At 57.2% G+C, this 18,144-nt stretch carries 12 protein-coding genes; 10 read left to right on the forward strand and 2 right to left on the reverse strand.

The window, feature by feature from the left end:
* Positions 1-42: 42 nt before the first annotated feature.
* Positions 43-1,899 carry a phosphogluconate dehydratase gene (gene edd / locus H7850_RS02395; protein ID WP_227367790.1) on the reverse strand — a complete coding sequence of 619 codons (1,857 nt, stop codon included), beginning with the start codon at positions 1,897-1,899 and terminating at the stop codon, positions 43-45.
* A 195-nt stretch (positions 1,900-2,094) separates the two neighbouring features.
* Between edd and gap the strand changes: the two genes are divergently transcribed.
* From gap to H7850_RS02425, 6 genes are all read left to right on the forward strand, one after another.
* A complete protein-coding gene (gene gap / locus H7850_RS02400) occupies positions 2,095-3,096 on the forward strand; it encodes a type I glyceraldehyde-3-phosphate dehydrogenase (protein ID WP_227367791.1) in 1,002 nt (333 codons plus the stop codon).
* A 387-nt stretch (positions 3,097-3,483) separates the two neighbouring features.
* The gene (locus H7850_RS02405; RefSeq protein ID WP_227367792.1) at positions 3,484-5,157 is read left to right on the forward strand and encodes a diguanylate cyclase; all 1,674 of its coding nucleotides are present in this window, start codon (positions 3,484-3,486) and stop codon (positions 5,155-5,157) included.
* A gap of 112 nt (positions 5,158-5,269) precedes the next feature.
* A complete protein-coding gene (locus H7850_RS02410) occupies positions 5,270-6,124 on the forward strand; it encodes a dienelactone hydrolase family protein (protein ID WP_227367793.1) in 855 nt (284 codons plus the stop codon).
* Between the two features lie 23 nt (positions 6,125-6,147).
* Complete coding sequence (locus H7850_RS02415; protein ID WP_227367794.1) at positions 6,148-7,311, forward strand: GNAT family N-acetyltransferase; 1,164 nt, start codon at positions 6,148-6,150, stop codon at positions 7,309-7,311.
* Positions 7,308-9,110 (forward strand): monovalent cation:proton antiporter-2 (CPA2) family protein, encoded by a 1,803-nt coding sequence (locus H7850_RS02420; protein WP_227367795.1) that lies wholly within the window; start codon positions 7,308-7,310, stop codon positions 9,108-9,110. Before H7850_RS02415 ends, H7850_RS02420 begins: the two co-directional genes overlap by 4 nt.
* A 37-nt stretch (positions 9,111-9,147) precedes the next feature.
* A complete protein-coding gene (locus H7850_RS02425; protein WP_227367796.1) occupies positions 9,148-9,984 on the forward strand; it encodes a fructosamine kinase family protein in 837 nt (278 codons plus the stop codon).
* Between the two features lie 8 nt (positions 9,985-9,992).
* Here the strand turns inward: H7850_RS02425 and H7850_RS02430 are convergent, their stop codons facing one another.
* Positions 9,993-10,631: a TetR family transcriptional regulator gene (locus H7850_RS02430; RefSeq protein ID WP_227367797.1), complete on the reverse strand. Its 639-nt coding sequence runs from the start codon at positions 10,629-10,631 to the stop codon at positions 9,993-9,995.
* 148 nt (positions 10,632-10,779) lie between these two features.
* Here H7850_RS02430 and H7850_RS02435 point away from each other — a divergent pair, with 148 nt between their 5' ends.
* From H7850_RS02435 to H7850_RS02450, 4 genes are all read left to right on the forward strand, one after another.
* On the forward strand, positions 10,780-12,087 hold the full coding sequence (locus tag H7850_RS02435; protein WP_227367798.1) for an efflux RND transporter periplasmic adaptor subunit: 1,308 nt from the start codon (positions 10,780-10,782) through the stop codon (positions 12,085-12,087).
* Positions 12,084-15,290 (forward strand): efflux RND transporter permease subunit, encoded by a 3,207-nt coding sequence (locus H7850_RS02440; RefSeq protein WP_227367799.1) that lies wholly within the window; start codon positions 12,084-12,086, stop codon positions 15,288-15,290. The genes H7850_RS02435 and H7850_RS02440 overlap by 4 nt, the downstream gene beginning before the upstream one ends.
* A gap of 129 nt (positions 15,291-15,419) precedes the next feature.
* Positions 15,420-17,690 (forward strand): mechanosensitive ion channel family protein, encoded by a 2,271-nt coding sequence (locus H7850_RS02445; protein WP_227367800.1) that lies wholly within the window; start codon positions 15,420-15,422, stop codon positions 17,688-17,690.
* Between the two features lie 209 nt (positions 17,691-17,899).
* A complete protein-coding gene (locus H7850_RS02450; RefSeq protein ID WP_227367801.1) occupies positions 17,900-18,109 on the forward strand; it encodes a CsbD family protein in 210 nt (69 codons plus the stop codon).
* Positions 18,110-18,144: the final 35 nt, after the last annotated feature.

Raw genomic sequence — 18,144 nt, forward strand, 5'->3', positions numbered from 1 at the left:
CCGAACTCATCTCTGAACTCGTGCTTGAACTCATGCTCGAACTCATGCCTGATCGATGCCTCTTGCCAGATCCTGGGCCTCGAAGCCGTCAAAAACCGAAGCCCCTTCTTCCGCGCCATTGACCAGCTGGCGAAACCCCGCAAACAGCTCACGGCCCATGCCATAGCGGTAGTGTTCCAGATCCAGGGTGGTAGCGTCCCTGGCCTGCCATTCAGCGTCGTCCACTATTGCGCTCAGCTCGCCCTTGTCTGCGTCCAGGCGGACGACATCGCCCTCGCAAAGCTTGGCCAGGGGGCCGCCGTCGATGGCTTCCGGGGTCATGTGAATGGCAGCAGGTACCTTGCCGGACGCTCCGGACATGCGGCCATCCGTGACCAGAGCCACCTGATAGCCGCGATCCTGAAGCACCCCCAGGTACGGGGTGAGCTTGTGCAGCTCTGGCATGCCGTTGGCTTGTGGGCCCTGGAAGCGCACCACCACGATGACATCCCGGTCGAGCTCGCCGGCATCGAAGGCCGCCTTGACTTCGTTCTGATCGCTGAACAGGCGCACTGGTGCTTCCACCAGGCGATGCTCGGGTTTGACCGCGGATACCTTGATGACGCCACGGCCCAGGTTGCCGGTAAGCACGGTCAGGCCACCGGTGGGCGAGAATGGCTCGGCGACCGGGCGCAGAACATCCAGGTCCAGACTCTGAGACGGGCCATCGCGCCATATCAGCCGGCCCTCCTCAAGAAAGGGCTCTTGGGTATAATCGGATAGATCGCCGCCGAACACGCAGGGGATGTCGCCATGCATCAGACCGGCATCAAGCAGCTCGCGGATGAGGAAGCTCATGCCGCCGGCAGCCTGGAAGTGATTCACGTCCGCTTGCCCATTGGGGTAGATGCGGGTCAGGCTCGGCGTTACCGCGGAAAGCTCGGTAAAGTCGTCCCAGGTGAGCGTGAGGCCAACCGCGCCAGCCATAGCCACTAGATGCAGCGTGTGGTTGGTGGAGCCGCCGGATGCGAGCAGACCGACGACGGCATTGACGATGGCCTTTTCGTCGATCTGTTGCCAGAACGGACGATAGTTGCCGCCGGGTTCGCTATTGCGAATCGCCTGCTCCGTGGCATAGCGAGTCAGCGCTTCGCGCAACGGCGTATTGGGGTTGATGAAGGATGCGCCGGGTAGGTGCAGCCCCATCATCTCCATCATCAACTGATTGGAATTGGCTGTACCGTAGAACGTGCAGGTGCCTGGACTGTGATAGGACTCGGATTCGGCTTCGAGTAGCTCGTCGCGGCCGACCTTGCCTTCGGCGTAGAGCTGGCGTACCCGCGCCTTCTCGCTGTTGGGAAGCCCGCTGGGCATAGGACCCCCGGGAACGAAAATCGCGGGTAAATGACCGAAACGTGCTGCGCCTATGAACAGACCTGGCACGATCTTGTCACAAATACCCAGGAACAATGCCGCGTCGAACATATTATGGGATAGCGCCACTGCTGTGGCCATGGCGATGGTATCCCGGGAAAAAAGTGACAGCTCCATCCCCGGCTGGCCTTGGGTCACACCGTCGCACATGGCCGGCACACCGCCTGCGAACTGTGCGGTCGACCCCATTTGTCGCGCCGCTTCCTTGATCGTTTCGGGAAACGCCCCCAAGGGTTGGTGAGCGGAAAGCATGTCGTTATATGACGAAACTATTCCCAAATTGGCGCTGTTGGTCAGTTTCAACCGATCTTTGTCTTCGCTACCGCAGGCGGCGAAACCATGGGCGAGATTACCGCAGGAAAGCTCACCACGATGTACGCCCTGGCGGTGCTGATCCTGCATATGGCGCTCATAGCTTGCCCGCCGCTCTTGGGAGCGTTCGCGGATACGGCGAGTGACTTGGGCAACGGTAGGGTGGATGTTCATAAAAGGCCTCTGTCGGTAATTGAGTCGCTATGTACGTAAATTTAACAAAAAACGAGTTGAACGTCCTTGAGTTATGAACCAAATTATAAGTAAATCTCATGAGTGTTTTACCAAGGTCGCTCGTCGTTCACGAATTGCGAGATGGTTAGCTGACCTTGCCATCAATTCATTTTAGCTTGCTGCAGGAGACCCTTCATGACTTTACGCGTAGCGATCAATGGTTTCGGGCGTATTGGCCGCAATGTAGTGCGTGCGCTCTACGAAAATGCCTATCGTGACCAGGTTCAAGTCGTCGCCATCAACGATCTGAGCGATCCGGAAACGAGCGCCCGCCTTCTCAGGCATGATAGCGTTCACGGTCAGTTCGGTTATACGATCGATCATGACGAGGACTCTCTCAATGTCGCCGGTGACCGCATCAATATCTATGCCGAACGCGACCCTTCCAAGCTGCCTTGGGCAGAGCTTGAGGTCGATCTGGTGATGGAGTGCACCGGGCTTTTCAAGAAGCGTGAGGAGGCCGCAAAACATCTAGATGCCGGCGCGCAATCCGTGCTGATTTCGGCACCGAGCCCGGATGCGGATGCCATGATCGTCTACGGCGTCAACGAGTATGTGCTCACCGCGGAGCATAGGGTCGTCTCCAATGCCTCCTGTACCACCAACTGCCTGGCGCCGGTCGCCAAGGCGCTGCACGAAGGAGTCGGTATCGAAAGCGGATTGATGACCACTGTTCATGCCTACACCAACGATCAGAATCTATCCGATGCCTATCATAAGGATCCCTTCAGGGCACGCAGCGCCACCCAGTCGATGATTCCTACCAAGACTGGCGCGGCTGCAGCGGTAGGGCGGGTATTGCCGGATCTTGAAGGCAAGTTCGACGGCCTGGCGGTGCGGGTTCCGGTAGTCAATGTATCCTTGGTCGATCTGGTGTTCACCGCCAGCCGGGAGACCACCAAGGAGGAGGTCAACGCGATCATGGAGGCCGCTGCCGAGCAATCGCCGATACTCGCGGTCAACGCGCAGCCACTGGTTTCAATCGACTTCAATCACGATGCCCATTCTTCCATCTTCGATGCCAATCACACTCGGGTAGCTGGGCGGCTGGTCAAGGTCATGGCCTGGTATGACAATGAATGGGGGTTTTCCAATCGCATGCTGGACACGGCATTGGCCATGCAGACAGCCAGATGAGTTGGCTACGGGCAGAAGCGTTTCAGGAAATTTCGGGCATTCTTTCTTGGTCGTCATGCCCTATAGATTTTAGCGTTGAAATTCAATAACATTCGGAGAAGTGTTTACGGTCGATCTAACATTATGTTTGTTCTCTAGCCTAGCTCTATTCTTATGTATGGGGCTCTGTCACTATGTCTTTGCTAATTATGGTTAGCTTCTAACCTGATTATCAATGATGTCGTATCCGATGGTGATGCCAACAATTCGTATCACATGGATAATATGCGAACGCCTTAATTGCCCGTTATCATCGGTTTACGTTTTCAGCGTGGGTATCTCGACAACATCATTGACCACATGCGTGAACGTGACGTCTGTGAACCAACGTTCAGGGATCATATGAGTATGTCACCCTCTTTGCTGAAGCACTCGATGGCGACTCTCGATAAATTGTTGCAAGCGGCCCCGGTAGTGATTTATGCCACGAACGTCGATTGGTGGCAGGGGCAGCTCCATTATGCGTGTCAAAGTATCGAGCCTCTAGCCGGGCTCGATCGCGATGTTCTTCAAGCCGAGCCCGAGCGCTGGCTGGCGTTACTGACCGAAGAAACACGGTATGGGGCACTTACACGATTGCAACACGCCATCGATACGGGTAGCGAGCGCGTTTCCCTTAACTACACCCTGCAAACCTCTCAAGGTGAATGGCGCCATATTCAAGACGACATCAACCTTCACCGCGATGAGAGTGGTAAGGTCACGGAGTTGGTCGGCTCATTGATCGACGTTACCAAACGTCAGTCATTGCTTGGGCGCTTCAAGGAGTTGAGCGACCAGCTGCCTGGCGCCTTGTACCAATGCCGTTTGAGCACGAAAGGACGCTTGACCTTCCCTCTGGTGAGTTCCGGTGCAAAGCGGCTATTCGGCATGTCTCCCGCGACGCTTGTCGAGAGTGCTGAAGAAGCCATTGGTCGCGTGCACCCTGAAGATATCGAGACGTTATGGCGCAACATTCAGCGCAGTGCGCTGCGTTTGAGTGTCTGGCGCTGCGAGTTTCGCTATCGTCATCCTCATGGTCATCAGCTCTGGGTGTCCGGTCATGCAACGCCACAGCAGGAAGCGGGTGGGAGCGTGCTGTGGCATGGCTTCTGTGAAGACATCACCCTTCATAAACAAGCCCAGCTTGCCCTCATCGAAAGCGAGCGGCGATACAGGTTCATCATCGAACAGGTAAGTGATTTGATCATGCTGTTCGATTCCGATGGTGTCTGTCGTTTTGCATCGCCGTCTGTAGAAGCCATGCTTGGCTATACCGCAGAAGATCTTTACGGTCGAGCGCTGATCGAGCTGCTGCCCCCGGACGATGCGCCACGGGTGCAAAGACGGCTGCACGAAGCCTCATGCCAGGGCAAGGCTCTGCAGCTTGAACTGCGTGCACGTCATAGCCAAGGCCACTACGTATGGCTGGAAATCAGCTGCTCGCCTTATGTCAGCCCACAGACCAATCGTTACGAGTGGATTCTGGGAGTGGTCCGTGACGTGACCGCCCGCAAGTTGCGAGAATTGAAGCTGCATGAAATGTCCACGACGGATAGCTTGACCGGCGCGCTCAACCGTCGCGCCTTCATGGACTGTATCGAGGCGGAGATTGGTGCAGCCGATGCCATGCCTTCGCGTTTGTCCCTGGTGATTTTCGATATCGATAACTTCAAGGCGATCAACGACACCTATGGTCACGCTGCGGGTGATCTGGTGCTGGCAAGCCTGGGGGATATCTGTCGCAGAACCCTGCGCTCCCATGATATTTTCGGACGCATCGGCGGGGAGGAGTTTGCGTTGATGTTGAGCGGCCATGCCCTTCATGAAGCTGCTAAGCTGGCGGAGCGGTTACGCCTGGAATTCGAGGAGACCCAGGTCGAGTTCTACGGCCAGTGGCTGAATTTCACTGTCAGTTTCGGTATTGCCGAACGACACGACACAGAAACACTCGAAGCGTTGATGCACCGGGCGGATATGGGGCTCTACGCAGCCAAGCGTGGGGGTCGTAACCGCGTTCACCAGGCCCTGAGCGATAGATAGATAAAGCATGCGGTATAGGCTGAGAGGGCGTTGACGAATTACTGCGCTCGCCCATGAGCGCCACGGCAAGCCATGCTATGGTAAAAACAAGGACAAAAAAGGAGGCTCTGTCATGCGCATACTTTTCTTGCTGTTCTGGCTGCTAGGGGGCGCAATGACGAACGCCGCCATCGCCCAGACTCAAACATCGCCCACGGACATGGAGCTCGAGGTAAACATCAAGATGGGCCCGCAGGTTAAAGGTGAGCGCTTCACCTACTCGACAGGCGGCGAGACCTATGAGGGTTATCTGGCACGCAATGTCAATGACGACCAGCCTCGCCCCGCGGTAATCGTGGTGCACGAGTGGTGGGGTCTAAACGACTATACCCGGGCCCGAGCCGACCAGCTGGCAGCCCTGGGCTTCGTGGCATTGGCCGTGGACATGTATGGAGATGGCCAGGTAGCCACGCATCCTGACGACGCCGGCATGTTCTCGAGCCAGGTCATGAAGGATTGGCCCTCGGCCCGGGCGCGCCTCGAAGCCGCCATGGCCAGTTTGCGCGAGAGCCCCTGGGTGGATGAGAGCAAGGGCATGGCGGCTATTGGTTACTGTTTCGGTGGTGGGGTGGTCATGAACATGGCCCTCTCGGGTATGCCCATCAAAGCAGCGATCAGCTTTCATGGTACCCCTGCCCAGGCGGCTTCCAATCCCCAGGCTTTCGATGGTGCGGTAAAGATTTACAACGGCGCCCAGGATCCGCTGGTCAAACGCGAGGATCTAATCGCGATGGCCCAGGCACTCAAAGCGCAGGGCGCTCGGGTCGAGGTCGTCAACTATCCAACGGCCACCCATGGTTTCACCAACCCGGCAGCAGATGAAGCGGCAGCGCAGTTCGACCTGCCTCTGGCTTATGATGCCGCCGCAGACGCGGCTTCCTGGCAAGCTGCATTGCTGACCCTGGACAAAGTCCTTAACGGCAACTGATAGGCGCTGCGCAAGGAGAAAAGATGCGCTTAGAGGTACGCACTATTGCCTCCATGGAGGCTGTACCCGCACGGCAATGGAATGCTCTGATCGATGCCGACCAACCTTTTTTGCGACATGAATTCCTGCATGCCCTGGAGGCCTCCGGCGCGGTAACATCCGCTACCGGCTGGACGCCGGCGCATTTGCTGGTCTGGCAGGAAGATATTCTCGTGGCAGCAGTGCCGCGCTATTACAAGAGTCATTCCCGGGGCGAGTATGTGTTCGATTGGTCCTGGGCGGACGCTTGGGAGCGAGCCGGCGGCGACTACTACCCAAAGGCTCTGACGGCGATACCTTATACACCGGCCCCGGGCACGCGGGCCTCCATCAGTGCACGGATCGAAAAGCCAGCCGCCGTGTTTGCGGCGCTGGCAGAACATTGTTGCGATGAGCGCCTTTCGAGCTGGCATCTGTTGTTCGCCGAAGACGCGGAAGTCGATGCCTGGAAAGTCGCGGCGCCCGAGCTGCTCGAGCGCCGGGGCGTTCAATTCCAGTGGCATGACGCGGGGTACGGTGATTTTGATGGGTTTCTGGCGGCGATGAGCTCGAAACGGCGCAAGGAAATTCGTCGTGAACGGCGGCGTGTAGCGGAACAGGGGATTACACTGTCACGTCTGACCGGTGAGAAAATCGGCTCAGCGGCACTTGCGCATTTCTACCGCTGTTATCAGATGACCTATCTGGAGCGCGGCCAGCGTCCTTATCTGCCCTTCGACTTCTTTCAGCGGTTGCAACGCACCTTGCCCGAGGCGTTGGTGCTTGTTCAGGCGCAGGTAGAAGAGCAGCCAATCGCGGCAGCACTTTGCCTGCAGGGTAACAAGACCTTGTATGGCCGTTACTGGGGGAGTGAAGTGGAGGCGGACTGTCTGCATTTCGAAACCTGTTATTACCAGGGTATTGAGCACTGCCTGGAAAACGGATTGACCCGATTCGATCCGGGCACACAAGGCGAGCACAAGTTGATGCGGGGATTTGCACCGCGGCAGCTGCGTTCCCTGCACTATATCGCCGAGCCAGATTTTCGTCGTGCCGTCGCACATTTTTGCGCCCAGGAGCGCGCGCATATCGAGTTGTACTATCGTCAGGCCCAAGAGCGATTGCCTTTCCGGCATAACGTCACCATTTCCCAACGAGAATCATCATGAGCTTTTTGCTTGAAGCGGCAGTACTCCTGGGGGCTGCGATCGTCGCTGTTCCCCTATTTCAGCGGCTAGGGCTGGGCTCCATTCTCGGCTATTTGAGTGTTGGGCTATTGCTGGGCCCTTCGGTGACTGGCTTCATTGCCGAGCCCGAGTCTGTGCTGCATTTCGCCGAATTCGGCGTGGTCATGCTGTTGTTCATCATCGGTCTTTCCCTCGAGCCGTCTCGGCTATGGACCATGCGCAAGCGTCTTTTTGGCCTGGGGAGCCTGCAACTGCTGGCAAGCGGCGCGCTACTGACACCCATCGGCCTGATGCTGGATCTGACGCTTGAGGTGTCGATCCTGCTGGGGCTGACCCTCGCGTTGTCCTCCACGGCCTTTGCATTGCAGGTACTCAACGCGCGCCAGCAGCTGACCTCCCCACATGGTCAGACGGCCTTTACGATTCTGCTTTTTCAGGATCTGGCAGTCATCCCATTGTTGGCGGCCTTGCCATTGGTCGCTGGCGGCACGACTCTTTCCTTCGGAGAGTCTCTGCTTCTCGTGCTGCGTGCCGCAGCGACCGTGGGAGCCGCCATCGTGTTCGGCAGGCTGGTTTTCCCCCGGGTACTGGCATTGGTAGCACGTAGTGAAGTGAATGAAATCTTTACCGCGGCGGCATTGTTCCTGGTGTTGGGAATGGCCCTGGTAATGGAGTGGGCAGGGCTTTCCATGGCGCTGGGCGCCTTTCTGGGCGGCGTGCTGCTGGCAGATACCATTTATCGCCATGAGCTTGAAGCCAATATCGAACCGTTCAAGGGCCTATTGCTTGGCCTGTTCTTCATTGCCGTGGGCATGTCGGTGAACCTGGCCCTGGTTTTCGAGAATATTGGATGGGTGCTCGCCATCACATTGCTGACCCTGATAGGAAAGCTCGTCGTCATCGCTGTCGTCGGTTTGATCGCGCGACTGCCGCGTCCGGAAATTCCCCGCTTGGCGACGGTCATCTCCCAGGGCGGCGAGTTCGATTTCGTGTTGCTAACCGCGGGAGTCAGCATAGGAATATTCGAGCAGCGCATCGCCAGCCTATGTATTGCTGCGGTCACTCTATCCATGGCGCTTACGCCATTTCTTTATCAAATCGGCGAGGGTCTGGGCGACCGCCTCAAGCAAAACCAACCCTATGATGGCAATTTTGCCGACGACTCACCGACGGTATTGATCGCTGGGCTGGGCCGCTTCGGGCAGATGGTGGCCCGGATACTCAAATCCCAGAATCTGAACTTCACGGCGCTGGATCCGAACATTACCCAGGTGGAATTCATCCGCCGCTTCGGGTCGCGTATCTACTATGCAGATGCCACCCGTCTGGATCTATTGCGTTCAGCAGGGGCCGAGCAGGCCAGGATTCTGGTGATTGCCGTGGATGACGAAGAGGCCGCAACACGTATCGCGCGTCAGGCTCGGGACCACTTTCCCCATCTTCAAGTGTTTGCTCGGGCGCGTAATCGCCATCATGCCTGGCAACTGATGGATCTGGGGGCCAAGGTAGTGGTGCGCGAAACCTTCGCCGCCAGCATGGAAATGAGTACTGAGGTGCTCAAGGGCATGGGCTATCCGAGTTCCAACGCCATGGATGCAGTGCGCACCTTTCGTGAGTTCGACCACAAGCTGTTCGAGGATTCTTACAAGCATCGCGACGATATGTCGGCGCTCGTCGCCGACGATCAGGCGGCCATGGCGGAATTGCAGGCCCTCTTTCAGAAGGGGTTGAGCAAGCATTCCGATCACCATGCCCATGGCGAAACGAATCAAACCGGCTGAATCTTCTTGAAGACAAGGGTATTGAAGGAAAACTTCCATGGTTTCCAGCGATTGGCGCAAACGACTTCAAGCCTTGCATATCAATCCCTGCAGCGAATTGATGCCGCTTTCCGGGGGAGATAGCGCTCAGGTTTGGCAACTGCATACCGACTGGGGGCGAGTGGTCGTCAAGCAGGACGACCCTGCTCGTTTGCTTGGAGAAGCCGACGGTTTACGTGCATTGCATGCCGCAGGAACGTCACTGATCGTTCCCGAGGTGCTGGGGATCGATGCTGACATGCTGGTCATGGAGGCGCTGGACGCGGTCTCGGGTGGAACCCAGGCCGACCATCAGCTGGGCGAAGGATTGCGCCAGCTTCATCAAGAGAGCAATAAAACTCACGGCTGGGAAAGCGATAACGCCTGTGGGCCGACCCCTCAAAACAATACGCCTTGTAGCGATGGACGCCGCTTTCAGCGTGAGCGGCGCCTCTTGCCGCTAGGACAGGCGTGTGCTGAAAAAGGTTTGCTGAGAAAGAGCACCTTCGAGAGATTGACTCGCATCGCCGAAGAACTCGAAAGCTGGCTGCCGAATGTCCGGCCGAGCCTGGTGCACGGCGATCTGTGGTCCGGTAACGTGTTTTATACTCGCGAAGGCCCGGCAATCATCGATCCGGCGGTATATCGTCACTATCCGGAGGTGGATCTCGCTATGCTGACCCTGTTCGGTTCGCCATCCGCTGCCTTCTTTGAAGCCTACTGGAATGGTAACCGTCCCGACGACTGGCTCCGGCGAAAAGGATTGTTCCAGCTCTATCCGCTACTCAACCACCTGTTGCTTTTTGGCGCCGGCTACCGGGATGCCGTAGAGCGTACGATCGACGAACTGGGTTGAGTATTCGACTATCTTGAAGAGGGTTGGCATGAAGAAGACGGGCTCATGAGCTGAAAAAGCGTGTCGATCAATGCCCCACCTTTTTCACTCAGCGAAAACCGCTCGGGCTGGCGTAGCCAATCATGGAAAAGACCGCCCAGCGTCGATTGCAGTAAGTGGGTAGCCGTTTCTGGGGACAGAGAGGGATGCAGCATATGTTGTTCGTAGGCCTTGTGAAACTGCGCATATAGCTCGTCGTGACACTCCTGGGCCATACGATTCTGCATTTCCAGCGGATTGATGTCGCCGAAGAATTCGCAGCGATGCAGCAGGATCGAATGTACCCGGCATATATGGGGCTGTTCGAGGCGTGCCAGTCCGCGATGGCAGACCAGGCGTAGAGTTTCCAGCGGGGAGTCGAGTCGGGCGGGTTTGTCGACTTCCTCGATCAACTCTTCGAAAGGCATGCGAACACGCTCAATCAAGGCATGAAAAAGGGCGGCCTTGTTTTTGAAATGCCAATAGACGGCGCCTCGGGTCATCCCAGCATGGCGAGCAATCTGTTCCAGGGAGGTTCGCGCTACACCATTATCGAAAAAAGTCGTTTCAGCCGCGTCAAGGAGGGCTTCCCGGGTAGCGATCGCTTCGGCTTTGGTACGTCTGACCATGGGTTACATCGACTCGCTTAAATGCACGTAACTCTATCATAACGCCAAGAGCATGATATTTACATACATGGATGTATGGTTGTATCCTGTGCGGCCATCGGCCGTCTCTGGGCCACTGAACTCAAGTAAAGGACTAAGGAGCGCGCCGATGCGCATCGCGAGTGCAAGACACGGATGGATCGCCGGACTATTGATAGCGTCGCTGCTGGCGGGTTGCGGCTCCGAGAATGATCAAGGGAACGATCAGAAAAACCAGCAACAGGAGCAGCCAGCGCGAGAGGCTCAGGTCATGACCATGGAGCGTCGGGACATCGACTACGATCGCTCCTACTCCGCCAAATTGCGCAGCGAACAGCAAGTCACCATCATCGCTCGCGTCAGGGGCGAACTTGAAGCGCGTAATTTCGAGCCCGGCGAAATGGTCGAGAAAGGTCAGAGTCTCTACATCATCGAGCCTGATGTTTACGAGGCGACGGTCAATCAGCGCAAGGCGGACCTGCAGAGCGCCAAGGCCCAGGCCTTTCGCGCCGAGCGCGATGCCGCGCGCTATAAAAAGCTGCTGGCGCAAAACTCCGTCAGTCAGCAGCAGTACGATCAGGCAGTGGCTGAAAAGCGCGTGGCGGAAGCCAGCGTAGCGCAAGCCCAGGCGGCGCTGGAAAGCGCCAAGATCGATCTGGGATATTCGGATGTGCAGGCGCCAGTGGCCGGCATGATCAGCCTGAGTGATGTCAACGTGGGCAATGTGGTCGATGTAGGCACGGAGCTTGCCACCATCACGCCCATGAATCCCATTGAAGTGCGCTTCGGCCTGCCTCAGCAGGAGGCCTTCGATTTACGCCGTCAGCGGCAGCAGGGCGCTGATATCACGGCGGCATTAAAGCTTCCTGGTAGCAGCGATACGAAACAGCAACAACTCAAAGGCAATATCGACTTCCTGGGCTCTCGCGTCAATGACGATACCAGCACGGTGCAGGCAAGGGCCATGTTCGACAATCCTGACGGTCTTTTGTTGCCGGGACAGTTCGCACGAGTGCAGCTCAAGAACATGAGGCGTTATGATGTTTTCGCAGTGCCAGAGATCGCCGTGACCCAGGGGCTGATGGGCCCTCAGGTATATGTGCTTGATGACGACAACAAGGCGCGCACTAAAAATGTGACGCCGGGGGATATCGCCGGGGCGCTGCAAGTCATCGCCGATGGACTCGAATCTGGCGATCGCGTCATCGTCAGCGACCCGGGGGGAATCGAGGCGGGCACCAAGATCGACCCCCAGCCCTATTCCGGCAATCCGGAAAAACTGTCCGCCCAGAATGGCGACTCTGGCGGCGCTTCGGAGCAAGGCAAGCAGAAAGGGCAAGCACAGCAAAGCGATGCCGCCTCGCAGCAGGACTCTGCTGACAATCAGGCTGATGATCAGAAGGGTGAAAAGACCGCTGAAGGAGAAAGCAGCGAATGAATTTCTCTGATTTCTTCATCAAGCGACCGATCTTCGCCACGGTCCTTTCGATCATCCTCGTCGTAGTCGGGACACTGGCGATGAGTGGTCTGCCAATCCAGCAGTATCCCAGCGTGGTGCCGCCCACGGTTTCAGTACGGGCGACCTTCCCCGGAGCCAACGCAGAGACCGTCTCTCAGACCGTGGCGGCGCCTCTGGCCGAGGAGATCAACGGCGTCGAGAACATGATCTACATGACCTCGAACAGCTCCGACAACGGCACCATGAGTATGAGTGTCGCCTTCGAGATCGGCTCCGATGGTGATATCAATACCATCAACGTCAACAACCGAGTGCAGTCGGCGCTCTCCCAGTTGCCCGAAGCGGTGCAGTCGCAAGGAGTCGAGGTCGAATTGAGCTCGAGCAGTATTCTTCTGTTTGTGGCGTTGAACTCCCCCAGCGGGGAGTACAGCAAGACCTACATGCAGAACTACGCGGTGCTCAATATTCTCGACGAGTTGCGCCAGATCCCCGGGGTAGGTCAGGCAGAGGCCTTGGGCGGAAGCGAGTTCGCCATGCGCATCTGGCTCGAACCGGACAAGCTTGCCCAGTACGACCTGACCCCGGCGGAAGTCGCCAGCGCCATAAGGTCGCAGAATACTGAGGTGCCTGCGGGCAGTCTCGCTGCGGAACCCCAGGGAGATCCGCGACCCTATACCTATACCATTTCTGCCGGTGGGCGCCTGTCCGATGCCGAAGAGTTCCGCAACATCTATCTGCGTACCAACCCGGACGGATCGTCGCTATTGCTAAAAGACGTGGCGCGTATCGAGCTGGGGGCTTCTTCCTATGCGGTAAACGCCAATCTCAACGGCGGGACCATGGCGCCACTTGCCATCAATCAGCAGCCGGGGGCGAACGCTCTGGAAACGGCGGCCAAGGTCAAGAAGACCATGGCGCGGCTGGCCGAACGCTTCCCGGCAGGGCTTGAGTATGAGGTGCCCTACGACACCACCTTGTTCATCGACGCCTCCATCGAAACCGTGACGCATACCTTTATCGAAGCCTTCATCATCGTCGCGGTCATTGTGCTGTTGTTTCTGCAGAACTTTCGCGCCACCGTCATCGCCATGACCGTGGTGCCGGTATCGGTGCTGGGCGCCTTTGCCGGGCTGTATATGCTGGGATTCTCGATCAACCTGCTGTCCTTGTTCGCATTGATACTGGCCATCGGTATCGTGGTGGACGATGCCATTCTGGTGGTGGAGAACGTCGAGCGCCTGCTCGAGGAGGATAAAGATGTATCGATTGTCGATGCAGTCAGCGAGGGCATGCGCGAGGTCGGTGGGCCGATCATTGCGACCGCCTTCATCATGGCAGCGGTATTCGTGCCGGTGGCGTTTCTGGGCGGTTTCACCGGTCAGATCTATAAGCAGTTCGCGCTCACCATTGCCATTTCCGTGGCTATCTCAGCTGTTGTAGCGCTGACACTGACACCGGCGCTGGCTGCAATCTTTATTAAGCACAAGAAAAGCCCGCAAGAAGAGTCCAAGTTCATGCGTGCGATACACACGCCGGGGCGCTGGTTCAACAAGGGCTTTGATGGGGTCACCCGAGTCTACATGAAGATCGTGCATGCCCTTATCAGGTTCTGGATAGTGGCTCTAGCGCTGACCGCGGCGGTACTCGTGGGGTCGTACTGGCTCTATGAGAGTACGCCCTCGAGCCTGGTGCCGCAGGAAGACCAGGGCATTGCCGTGGCCTCGGTCAGCCTGCCGGACGCTGCCTCGTTGGCGCGTACCACCGATTACATGAATGCACTCAGTACCAAGTTCGAAAAGATACCCGGCGTCGAGTACGTCTCGGCGATCGCCGGTTATGACATACTCACAAGCTCTGTAAACACCGCTCGGGGCAGCATTTTTGTCAGCTTAGAATCCTGGGGGAAACGCGATCTTACCGCGGATGACATTATCGCGCGCATCAACAAGATCGGTGCGCAGACCGCAGGCGGAACGCTGCGTTCCTTCAATTTGCCCCCGATCCCGGGGTTGTCCACGACCGGGGGGTTCACTGGCTACCTGCAAGCGCTGGAAGGTGCCAGTTCCAACGAGCTTGGGCAGGCGGCCAACAAGGTTATGCAGGCGGCCAGCAAGCGTGAGGAGTTGTCGCAGGTATTCACTACCTTCAATCCCAACGTGCCCTCCTATCGAGCGCACGTCGATCAGCAGAAAGCATTGAGCTACGGGGTGCCGATTCAAGCGCTTAATGCCACCTTGTCGAATACCTTGGGTAACGGCTTCGTCAACTATTTCTCCTATCAGAACCGCAACTTCCAGGTGTTCTTGCAAAACGAAGCCGAGTTTCGTCGTTCCGAGGAGGATCTGAGCAATATCTTCGTGCGTGGCAGCAACGGCGAGCGCATCCCTTTGGCGGAGTTCGTTACCTTGGAGCGCATCACCGCGCCCGCGGTGGCGACACGCTACAGCGTGTATTCTGCTGCCCAGTTCCAGGGTGGGCCGGCGCCGGGATATAGCTCCGGTCAGGCGATCACCGTCATGGAAGAGGTGGTCAAAGAGACCCTGGGTGAAGGTTGGAGCATGGGCTGGACCGGTACTGCCTATCAGGAGGTCAATACCGGTAACGCGGCGTCGCTCGCTATTGTTTTCGGTCTGTTGATGGTGTTCCTGATCCTGGCAGCACAGTATGAAAGCTGGTCGTTGCCACTAGCAGTACTGACCGCGGTGCCCTTTGCCTTTCTGGGCGCGATCGGCGGTGTCGCATTGCGCGGGTTGAATATCGGCGTCTATGTCGAGGTTGGTATGCTGGTGGTGGTTGGTCTGGCGGCGAAGAACGCTATCCTGATCGTCGAATTCGCCGAGCTGCAGCGCAAGGAGCAAGGCATGTCGATTCGCGAGGCGGCCAGCAATGCGGCAGAACAGCGTTTTCGCCCCATCGTCATGACGTCTCTGGCATTTATCTTCGGTACGTTGCCACTGGCCCTGGCCTCCGGCGCCAGTAGCGGCAGTAGCCACGAGATCGGCACCACTGTGGCGGTAGGTATGGCTTCGGTCGCGATACTTGCCAGTTTCTTCGTGCCATCGTTTTATGCCATGATTGCGCGAGCTTCCGATTGGCTGGCCAGCAAGCGAGGGAAGAAGGAAGGGCGCAGCGAAGATGGCAGCAAGGGAAATGGAGACTCTGCCCAGGCTTCCAGATCCTAGTTCGCTCAGAGCAGAGGTATGATGCGAAGCCAAGACGAGAGTCTTGGCTTCGTCGTTTGATGACGCCTTAGCCGGCAATGAGTAGATAGCAAGTTTTCAGTGGGTTCATTTAATGCCGCAGGAGTTGGCATGCCGTTTTCTCGCAATTGGTTCACCTTGTTCATCGCTGTCTTGCTGCTGATGTTGGTAACGTCATTCTACAGCCCATCCCAGGCTCAGGGCCTGGCGATTCCCGGTATTGGAAGCGCCGGTCTGGATGTAAAACAGCCTGAGGAGAGTCCCGAAGAGCTGCGCGGCTCCCTGGATGATGTCATTGCGACTCTAGAAAGCGATGCGCAGCGCGATGAGCTTCTGGTCAAGCTCAAGAAATTGCGAGAAGCGAACGAGAGTGTAGCGCAGCAGCAGGAGGGTGAACGTCAGGGCTTGCTTGGAGCACTCGCGGACTCCTTCAACGTCGCCGGTGAACAGGTTCAGCAGGGCAAGGCACCCTTGGATATTTGGGCACAGCGCTCAAGGCGGGCCGGTCAGCGCGTCGAATCGCTGTTTGCCTCCACGAGTCATGAAGAATTGCTGCGCGGTATCATTGAAACATCGGTACTGATGGGAATCTGGCTAGGTCTGTTGGTACTACTGACAGGGATCGGGCGGTTTTTTCTGCGACGCAACGGTTGGCCTCGAGTGCTGCCGCCAGAACCTCCAGCAAGTTTGCTGGTAACCCACTTTCTGCGCAAGGTGTTGCCCTGGGCGCTCTCCTTCGCGGTCATGCTGAGTAGCCTACGCTGGCTGAATGCGCCTGCCCCTTTCAGTGCCATCGTATTGGTTTTTGCTTATATCACCCTATGCGGGCGGTTACTTGCCGCTGCTTTCGAGGTGGTTATTTCCGTCTTTACCCGCGGACATCGCCGAGTCGCGGTAGCGCTTCTTCGTCAGCAGGCGCTCAAACGGCTTTTCGTTATCGGTGCTCTAGCAGCCTTGGGCGATGCGCTCAACGGCGATCGGCTGGAGGCACTGCTGGGGGGTGATCTAGCCGGCTGGCTTTCGGTATTTGCTAAAGTGCTGGCAGGCATAGTGGGCATCAAGCTCATATTGCGTATCCAGCGCCCGATAAAGCATCTGATTCGCAATCGACCCTACGCCCAGCGCCGTAATCATAATGCATTGCGGGACTTGGTGAACGTTCTTGCACGGCTATGGCACGTGCCGGTGTTACTGCTGATAGGGGCTTCTCTATTGGCTATTTTTGTCACCGGTGGAGAGGCTGAAGGTGTCTTTGTGCGGGCGATCATCGATGCGTCCCTTCTGGTGCTGGCGCTGGTGCTTGCCAGCATGCTGCGCCGTCAGAGTGAAAAGGCCGTCAAGCGCCGACGCATGTCGCAATATCGTCGCCGTCTCGAACGCTTCGGTTACGCACTGGGTCATCTGGTCATCTGGGTGGCCTTCGCCGAACTAGCGCTCCGGGTGTGGAATGTCTCGCTGTTGGGGATCGGCGCCGACAGCCCAATCAGCGCACGCATCGGCCGCGCGTTACTGGGCATCGGATTGACGGTCATGCTGGCCTGGTTGATATGGATTATCGCCGATACGGGGATCCAGCGGGCGCTGAATACCTCGGCACGGACTCGTGGTCGCCGTGTCTACAATGCCCGCGCCCAAACCATTACACCCCTGTTGCGCAATGTGGTACTGGTCACCATCGTGATAATCGCCTCCATTGTCGGGCTTGCCAATTTGGGTGTGAACGTCACGCCGCTGTTGGCGGGTGCCGGGGTTATTGGTCTGGCCATCGGCTTCGGTGCTCAGACCCTGGTACATGACTTGATCACGGGGCTGTTCATTCTCATCGAGGACTCCCTGGCGGTGGACGACTTCGTCCAGCTTGGTGACTTCATGGGGGCCGTGGAAGGCTTGACCATGCGTACCGTTCGTCTCAGAGATCTTGATGGCGTGGTACATATCATTCCTTTCAGTGAAATCAAGTCGATCCATAACATGTCGCGACAATTCGGTATTGCGCTAATGTACTTGAGTATCCCGCATACCATGAAGATCGACGATGCTACCGCCTTGATGAAGGAGGTAGCGGACGATCTGCGCAAGGACCCGGTGCTGCGTCACCTGATCTGGTCACCGCTGGAGTTTCAGGGCATTCAGCGCTTCGAAGAAGGGGCAGCGATACTGCGTATTCGCATGCGTACCAAACCGGAGTACCAGTGGGACGTGACGCGTGCCTTCAATTTGCGTCTCAAGCAGCGCATGGATCAGGACGGTCAGGACCTGGCCATGCCACGCCTGAATGTAGTGGTGCAGAATGCGCCTCCGCCCAGCAAGAGCGAATCCTGGGCGCCAGAGGTACAACCCATTGTGGGGCACGCGCCTGGGCAAGGAGGCGACGCGGCATGATCGGCGTCAATTTCTGGTAGGGTGGCCCAAAGAGCAACGACCTCACCGGTCGGACTGGTATATTTTGCAGTATCGGTCATGGTTCGTTTTTCTGTTTGCTCAATTGCTGCTAGGCTGTAAGCGAGCGAACGGAAATCGCCAAGATACTCCGCTCTCGATCATCTGATCCTCTACAGGGATCAATCAAGCATCCATGCGGGAGATAAGCAATGAAAGATTCCAAGACGGACAAATCCGAAGGTCTGGTAGATAAGGCGGCTGGCAAGGTCAAAGAAGCTATTGGCAAGGCGACGAACGATAAAGATACCGAAGCCAAAGGCAAGACACAGACTGCAAAAGGCGATGCAAAGCAGACTAAGGGCGACGTGAAGGATGCTCTTGATCCCGAGCATAGTAGCCATAATACAAACAAGCCCTGATGTTGCTGAAGTAGGCGCTTGCCAATACTATCGAG

Source organism: Halomonas sp. M20, assembly GCF_020622265.1.
Classification (GTDB): domain Bacteria; phylum Pseudomonadota; class Gammaproteobacteria; order Pseudomonadales; family Halomonadaceae; genus Modicisalibacter.